Origin of the sequence: Algoriphagus alkaliphilus (assembly GCF_900103735.1) — a bacterium.
Taxonomy (GTDB): Bacteria; Bacteroidota; Bacteroidia; order Cytophagales; family Cyclobacteriaceae; genus Algoriphagus; species Algoriphagus alkaliphilus.
Window position 1 is genome coordinate 1 of sequence record NZ_FMXE01000059.1, and the last position, 7,273, is coordinate 7,273.

7 protein-coding genes and 1 pseudogene are annotated in these 7,273 nt (G+C 43.8%); 3 read left to right on the forward strand and 5 right to left on the reverse strand.

Features of this window, described 5'->3' with window-relative positions; genetic code table 11:
* Positions 1 to 51: 51 nt before the first annotated feature.
* Positions 52 to 573, forward strand: a pseudogene (locus BLQ81_RS23220) (reverse transcriptase domain-containing protein); the annotation flags it as partial.
* A gap of 282 nt (positions 574 to 855) precedes the next feature.
* Here the strand turns inward: BLQ81_RS23220 and BLQ81_RS22865 are convergent.
* A complete protein-coding gene (locus tag BLQ81_RS22865; RefSeq protein ID WP_092735144.1) occupies positions 856 to 1,326 on the reverse strand; it encodes a YcxB family protein in 471 nt (156 codons plus the stop codon).
* 151 nt (positions 1,327 to 1,477) lie between these two features.
* Between BLQ81_RS22865 and BLQ81_RS21535 the strand changes: the two genes are divergently transcribed.
* Positions 1,478 to 1,708: a hypothetical protein gene (locus BLQ81_RS21535; RefSeq protein WP_092735130.1), complete on the forward strand. Its 231-nt coding sequence runs from the start codon at positions 1,478 to 1,480 to the stop codon at positions 1,706 to 1,708.
* Here BLQ81_RS21535 and BLQ81_RS21540 read toward each other — a convergent pair.
* Both BLQ81_RS21540 and BLQ81_RS21545 read right to left on the reverse strand, forming a co-directional pair.
* Positions 1,705 to 2,118: a Fur family transcriptional regulator gene (locus BLQ81_RS21540; RefSeq protein ID WP_092735133.1), complete on the reverse strand. Its 414-nt coding sequence runs from the start codon at positions 2,116 to 2,118 to the stop codon at positions 1,705 to 1,707. The genes BLQ81_RS21535 and BLQ81_RS21540 overlap by 4 nt on opposite strands.
* 78 nt (positions 2,119 to 2,196) lie before the next feature.
* Positions 2,197 to 4,677, reverse strand: coding sequence for a zinc-dependent metalloprotease (locus tag BLQ81_RS21545; RefSeq protein WP_407640254.1), 2,481 nt, complete (start codon positions 4,675 to 4,677; stop codon positions 2,197 to 2,199).
* A gap of 162 nt (positions 4,678 to 4,839) precedes the next feature.
* On the opposite strand from BLQ81_RS21545, the gene BLQ81_RS21550 reads away from it, so the two are divergent.
* On the forward strand, positions 4,840 to 5,958 hold the full coding sequence (locus tag BLQ81_RS21550; RefSeq protein WP_092735139.1) for an NAD(P)/FAD-dependent oxidoreductase: 1,119 nt from the start codon (positions 4,840 to 4,842) through the stop codon (positions 5,956 to 5,958).
* Here BLQ81_RS21550 and BLQ81_RS21555 read toward each other — a convergent pair whose 3' ends face one another.
* Complete coding sequence (locus BLQ81_RS21555; protein ID WP_092735142.1) at positions 5,959 to 6,855, reverse strand: UbiA family prenyltransferase; 897 nt, start codon at positions 6,853 to 6,855, stop codon at positions 5,959 to 5,961.
* A gap of 191 nt (positions 6,856 to 7,046) precedes the next feature.
* Positions 7,047 to 7,273 (reverse strand): hypothetical protein (locus BLQ81_RS21560; protein WP_245693337.1); only part of this gene is annotated, 227 nt, incomplete at its 5' end.

Sequence of the window (7,273 nt, forward strand, 5' to 3'; positions counted from 1 at the left end):
GTTGTGTGCCCGGCATGGGCGATAGCTCTAGGGTGAAAGTCCCGAACACGCTTGGCAGTAGGGAGTGTTAGCTTAAGACAAGGGGGTCCACTGAGTCCCTTGCTGAGTAACATTATGCTCAATGAACTGGACAAGGAGTTGGAGCGCAGAGGGCACAAGTTTGTACGATACGCAGATGATATGGTCATACTGTGCAAAAGCAAACGGAGTGCAGAGCGGATAATGGAATCGATTATCCGATTCATAGAGGGGAAACTGTTCCTAAAAGTGAACAGGGATAAAAGCCAAACAGCCCCGATATCCAAGATAAAATTCTTGGGTTACTCCTTTTACAAAACCAAAGGGGAAGGGCGACTGCGGGTACACCCGAAGAGTGTATCAAAGATGAAAGCAAAGATTAAGGAGCTGACATCACGTAGCAATGGCTGGGGCAACGACCGCAGGAAGGAAACACTCCGCCAGTACATTACTGGTTGGGTTAACTACTTCAAGCTGGCAGATATGAGAAGGTTGTTGCTGGGAATAGACGAATGGTACAGAAGGCGAATCAGGATGGTCACTTGGAAACAATGGAAACGTATAAGTACCAAACTGATGAATCTTGTCAAGCTGGGGGTGAAGAAATCCAAGGCTCGGGAGTGGGCAAATACTAGGAAGGGTAACTGGCACATCGCCAAAAGCTTCATTCTAAATACCACCATTACCACGGAAAGACTTAGGCAAGCAGGCTATTTATTCTTGTCAGACCACTACCAAAAGGTTATGATAAACCTTAAGGAACCGCCCTGTACCGAACGGTACGCAGGGTGGTGTGAGAGGACAAATAGGGAACTAATCCCTATCTTCCTACTCAATTTAGATGAGTTCTTTGCGTTTCAAGATAGTCTCCAAGAATTTCTTCTCGTTTTCTGTATTGAAAATACGAAAGGGCAAGTGAATGAATTGGGCTTTGGAAAGATACAAGACAAAGGCATCTTTGGTGATTTCCACCCGCTTGATCATATTCCACTGAATGGGCATTCCTTCTCGGGCATTTATCTTCATCAGGATTTGTCTGCTGTCGATTTCGTAAGCCATTTTTTGAAAGATGGGTTTATTCTGTTCCATTTGAGTAACTCCTGCAAACTGAATAGTCCAAAATAAAACATAGAGACCGTAGGCAATCAGGGATCCAATAAACCACCAAATCGAAGCGATCCACAGGTATCCAAAGCAAATGGAAAGAGCTATCAAAATGACCCACCATTGTTGCATAAGAATCGATTTTAATCCCATTTTGATGTAAGTTCCAGTGGGAAGCTGATATTTTTTTGTTTTGATAATCATCGGATACAAATTAGCGAGCGCAAATATCCACCTATCCGAGTGATTTAGCAAGTCGAAAAAAATCATAAATACAGCACATGGATTTAAACAAAAGGATTAATCGGTTGATTTAGAACATGTATTCGATTAACTTATCTGAAAATTTTTAGCCATGAACAGTCTGATTATTGATCTCTTTATGTGCGGTGTGGCTTACGTCATCCTGATCTATTTTGTAGCAACGATGACTAAAAACTCACTAAGAAGGGGAAATAGCAGTAATGACGATGGAGATGGAGGGATTGAGAATCTCACACCTCCCAAAATTGACTTGCCCCCCGGGGTCATTTGGCCCTCAGAATCTCCCAAAAAATCAAAAGTGCCTGAGCCGGCTGAATATTAATTGCATTTGTCACAAATCCCTTGTACTAGGAGATTCATTTCTTTTTTCTCAAATCCTGAGGGCAGTTTGATCTGAGGCAATGTGATTTCTTCCAGACAGGTAGTTTCTCCACAGGATTCGCATTTGAAGTGTACATGCTCATGGTTGTGCATATGTTTGGTTTCTCCGTGAGCACAAAGTGCATACTTAGTTGCGCCACTGTCATCAAGAACTTTATGGATTAGATCTTTGTCCAAAAAAGTTTTTAAAGTGCGGTAGATGGTTACCCGATCAAATTGTTGATTGAGCTTATCCTCCAAGTCGGAATGGGAAAGGGCTACATTTTTATCCAAGAATTCCTGGATGATGTCCAATCGACAGTCGGTAATCCGGAGTTTATGGGATTGAAGTATGTAAAGAGGGTTAAGCATGACTTCTGTTTGAATGTCAAATTAACTCAAAAAATGGTAGTGAAAAAAAAGGCGCTGAGATCAGCGCCTTTTTTGGGGTTATTTTCCGGATTCTTCTGAGAGAATTTTTTCAATTCTTGCCAGCGCATCCTCAAGATGGAGTTTTGACATTCGGTCTGATGTTTTTCCGATCGCTCCTCTGATTTGGCTTTGCAGGGTTTTGAGTTCTCCTCTTGCCATTGGTCTGATATCTGACTGCGATGCATTGATTTGTGGTCCAGCAAAAGCTCTGAACTGTGTAGGAAGATTTGGCTCATTGCCTGTCAGCAATACTTCAAGTCGCTCAATATGTGCTCTCTGAAGAGCTCTTCGCTGTACGTCGATTGATTTGCCGGCAGAGAGTTCGGTCCAAATTCCCTTTCTCAAATCATCAAATAATTCGGTGATTTTATATGCATTAGACCCGTTCATTGCCTCATTCTCGATTACACGGCCAAGACGACCCCACTCCAGGATTCCGTTGAGTGTGGTCACCTGTATGCCTCGGATTCGTTCCAATGCACCAAAATCTCCAATTCGAGCGATGATTTTGTCATCCATCAACCAAGTCGGCGTAGCAAAAAGCTGCTTGTTCAAGAAGTCTACGGCAGACTTTTGCATTTCTTTGGAAGTGTGAGTGTACACCGCTTCATTTTGACCGACTGAGCTATACACCTCTGCCACTCCACCCACATTGGTTCTCACATGGCCCATATAGCGGTTGAATTGTCCAATCACCTGACCGTACAGCTCTGATAAGTCTGCGTAATCTTTATAAGGTTTGTTTTCTTCTGCTGTCCATTCCATCAAGTTTGGCATGATGCGTTGCAAGTTTTTGATTCCGTATTCGGAAGCTTTCATCGCATTGTCACCCAAATCTTCGGATTGAGTAGTCGGGTCATAGTTATTTCCCTGACGACCGTATCGGAAGATGGGATCTCCTTTTTTATCCAAAATCCATTTATCCAATATCGGCTGCTCTGCTTCAGGCGTTGCAGCCTCCGGGATTGGACGATAACCCCACATGATTGCGTACTTGTCGTATGGTCCTACGTCAGGCATTAGGCTTACACCCTTGTCTTCCGGCTGCGCTATGTAATTGAATCGGGCATAATCCATAATCGAAGGTGCGGTGCCAAATTCTTTTGTGAAAGCGGGATCGCGGAGTTTTTCTACCGGATAAGCCACAGATGAGGCGAAGTTGTGAGGAAGGCCCAAGGTGTGGCCAACTTCATGCGCAGATACGAAGCGGATCAATCGACCCATCGTTTCGTCCGAGAAATTCACCCCTCTGGCATCCGGGTTGATCGCTGCAGTCTGGACGAAGAACCAGTTTCTCAATAGGTTCATTACGTTGTGATACCAGCCAATGTGGGATTCGATGATCTCTCCTGAGCGGGGATCAGATACGTGTGGTCCGTATGCATTTTGAATGTCAGAAGCGAAGTAGCGAATGACTGAAAATCTCGCATCCTCTGTACTCCAGGTTGGATCTTCTTGAGCCGAAGGGGCTTCTTTGGCAAGGATTGCATTTTTGAAACCGGCCGCTTCAAAAGCCTTTTGCCAATCTTCCACTCCTTGCTTTAGATAGGGAACCCACTTGGTAGGAGTGGCAGGATCGATGTAATATACGATAGGCTTGACAGGCTCTACCAATTCGCCACGCTTAAACTTCTCCATATCCTCTGGCTTTACTTCCAATCTCCAGCGATCCAGGTAACGACGTGAAGTGGCCCTTTGCTCATCGGCACCGTAGTCTACGTAGGATCGTGCAAACCAACCTACCCGGCGGTCAGCCAAGCGTTGCTTCATGGGCTCCTTAGGCAGTAATACCATTGAGGCATTCATTTCCAGAGTGATCAATCCCGTGGAGCTGTTTGAAGGGGGATCTGTTGCGGCATAGGTCAAGACATAGCGATTCTCAATGTTGATCGGATAGGAATTGATATGAACAATGTAAGAGCGATCCGTGTCCAGTCTGGAAACTTTGTATTCCGTTCTTCTATTGCGCTGTAGTCCCAGTGCCTGATTGTCTTTGTTGAACAGATCGGTAACTTCGATGACAATCCCGGTTGAGTCAGTTCCTCTTGCTTTAATCGCAAATTTCTGAAGGATCGGCTCTAAGTTTGAGTTTTTGACAGCCATTGATATAGGCAGTGAATCTGCGGCGTAGTTGTTAACCGATACGACTTTCAGAAGAATGTCGTCATTGTTTTTTTCCCAACGTACCATCAGATTGTTGGTGTTTTCGCCTCCATATCCAATTCCATCAGCTGTTTTGGCGATTCTCACCACCATCAGCATGTCCCTTCCCAAAAGTGAATCCGGTATTTCATAGAAGTACTTGTCTTCAATTTGATGAACTTTAAAAAGTCCTTCTTTGGTCTTGGCTTTTGCCGTGATTACCTCTTTGTAGGGCTTTGGCCCGTTGGAAGGGGGAGTACTTGGTCGTGGTGCAGCAGGTGCGTCTGCAGGTGTTTCTTCGCCTTTTTTCTTTTTCTTTTGGGCAAATGAGTCCTCTGCAGTGAGCAGCGATCCCATCACTCCCAATACAAAGGCTGTTCTCCTGAGTAATTTGGGCAGGGTTTTATTCATGATATAGATAAGTTGAATTCCTGAAATAAAGTAACTTCCAAACTGCGGGATAAGCGGGCGAATAAACTTATTTTTTGATAAGCGGTTGAATCATCAAATCAAAGGCACTTGAAAGCATCAGAAAAAAGAATAATTGTCATCGGTGGAGGACTTGCAGGCTTGATTTCATCCATTCTTTTGGCCAGAAAGGATAGAAATGTAATGCTCATAGAGAAAAAGATGTACCCTTTTCATCGAGTTTGTGGGGAATACATATCCAATGAGGTACTCGGTTTTTTGAAAAGGAAAAAACTATATCCCGATTATTTGCAGCTTCCTGAGATTACACGTTTTCAGTTCAGTGACACCAAAGGTAAAACCGTCCAAATTCCCTTGGATCTCGGTGGATTTGGAATCAGCAGGTTCGTGTTGGATGAATGGCTGGTGAAGCAAGCCGTAGAATCAGGTGTTGAAGTTAGGGCAGGAATTCAAGTCAATTCTGTTGATTATAATGAAAAAGCCGAGAAATTCGAGTTGACGCTATCCGATCATTCCATCCTTGAATCGGATTATGTCATAGGTGCTTTTGGAAAGCGAAGCAAATTGGATAAAGTCATGAATCGCTCCTTTATGCAAAAAAGGAGTCCATATATCGGTGTAAAATACCATGTGAATGGAGACTTTGAACACGATACGGTAGCGCTGCACAATTTCCATGGAGGCTACTGCGGACTGAATGCCATCGAGTCTGGAAAATTCAATCTCTGCTACTTGGGCAGTCGGGATCAGCTCCGGCAGTTTGGTTCGGTAGAAGAAATGGAGCGGCAGGTTTTATGGGAAAACCCGATTTTGAAAAAGATTTTTCAAGAAAGTGAGTTTCTGTTCGAAAAACCCGAAGTGATCAATGAGATCAATTTTGAATCTAAGGAGCCGGTAGAAAACCACATCCTTATGGCAGGAGATTCCGCCGGATTGATTACACCGCTTTGTGGCAATGGGATGGCTATGGCAATTCATTCAGGAAAACTCGCCGCTGAGTCCCTGTTGACCGGAGGTAGCCGGGAAGAAGTTGAGTCAAATTATGCTAAAACCTGGACTGCAGAATTCCGCCAAAGATTATGGGTAGGGAGAAATGTTCAGCGGCTTTTTGGATCAGGCGGAGCCTCCGTATTTGCAAGAAATCTGATCGACCATATTCCATTTTTGGCGAAGCAGATCATCAAAAATACACATGGGAGTCCCTTCTGATTAATATCCGAAAACCTGCTGAATTTGGGTGTTTTCTAAGAAGTAGTAAATAAAGAAGGCATTCAATGCCAAAGCCGATAAACTATTCATCCCCATCGCCCAGGAATAGGAGGCGTACTTTTCGGGATTTTGATTTACAAATCCGAACCAGATTAGAAAAAACAGAATGATCGGAGCCATGGCTCCAAGGTAGACCCAAATGATCTGGTCTTGGCCACGATCCAGAAAATACCAAATGAATGCTGCTCCGGTGAGTGCAAAGAAAAGTGCGGAAAAGAGAAAGGTGCCTTTGATTCCCAGTTTGAGACTCAGGGTGCAATCTCCTCTTTTGGAGTCCTCCCGATGCTGATAGACTTGTGTAAGTGGGTAATTTCCCCAAAGCATCAGGCTGGTCAAGAGCCCCGGAATAATCACGTGTGGCTTGACTATCACATCCCAGCCCAGGTCACTCAATCCGGCATAGGCCATGGCAAAGGTGAAATATCCCTGAAAAAAACCCGCAATGATCCAACTTGCCCAAGGGTACTTTTTGATCCTGATCCGCGGATGGGAATAAGCCATACTTACCAGGCCATAAACTAAAAGCATGCCGGCAAAACCCAAACTGATCATTGCGCCGAGGATTAAGGAAATGAGAAAAAACCCCTGCGACAACCAATATAAATCAGGGGTGACCTTAGGAGGGTGTTTCAATCCGCCGATACTTTCTTCATCCCGATCAAAAAAACTGTTATATCCGTTGCTGCTGGGATATAAAAATAAGTGAAGCGCAAGAAATACCAACAGCAATCGGTCCCCATTTAAGTTTGGAGTAAGGGCCAAAGCGAACAGAAAAACCGGTAACAAAAACAATGAAAACGGAATGCGGAGATGGCGAACGCTGGAGCGTGTGATCATAAATTTAAAAGTAAGGTTATTTTACTAAATCTCGAAAGATTGTAAGCCCTTCGACTTCCCGCCTCGGTCAGGCCCAAAAGGTGTCGAACTTTTCTCTGCCTAGAGTAATTCTATTTCCCTTCAAGTTCAACCCTTGCAGGCATTGGCGTTAACTTAAGGCTTATACCCCTATTAGAGAGATAGTTCCTCTCTTATTTTTTAGCCTTCTTCTTCAGAAATGATTCTTTTTTAATTACCCTTTTCAAAACAAAGGTATTCCTGTCCTCTATCTCCCATTCCAATTCTTCTGCTTTTTCTATATCACAAGACTCTGCCAGAGCCGCAGGAAAATTGATATAATAGGAACTGGTTTTTCCTCTTTCAACTCTTTGAATTTTAACTTTATAGCCCATATTTTTTATGATTTTATAATAGTATA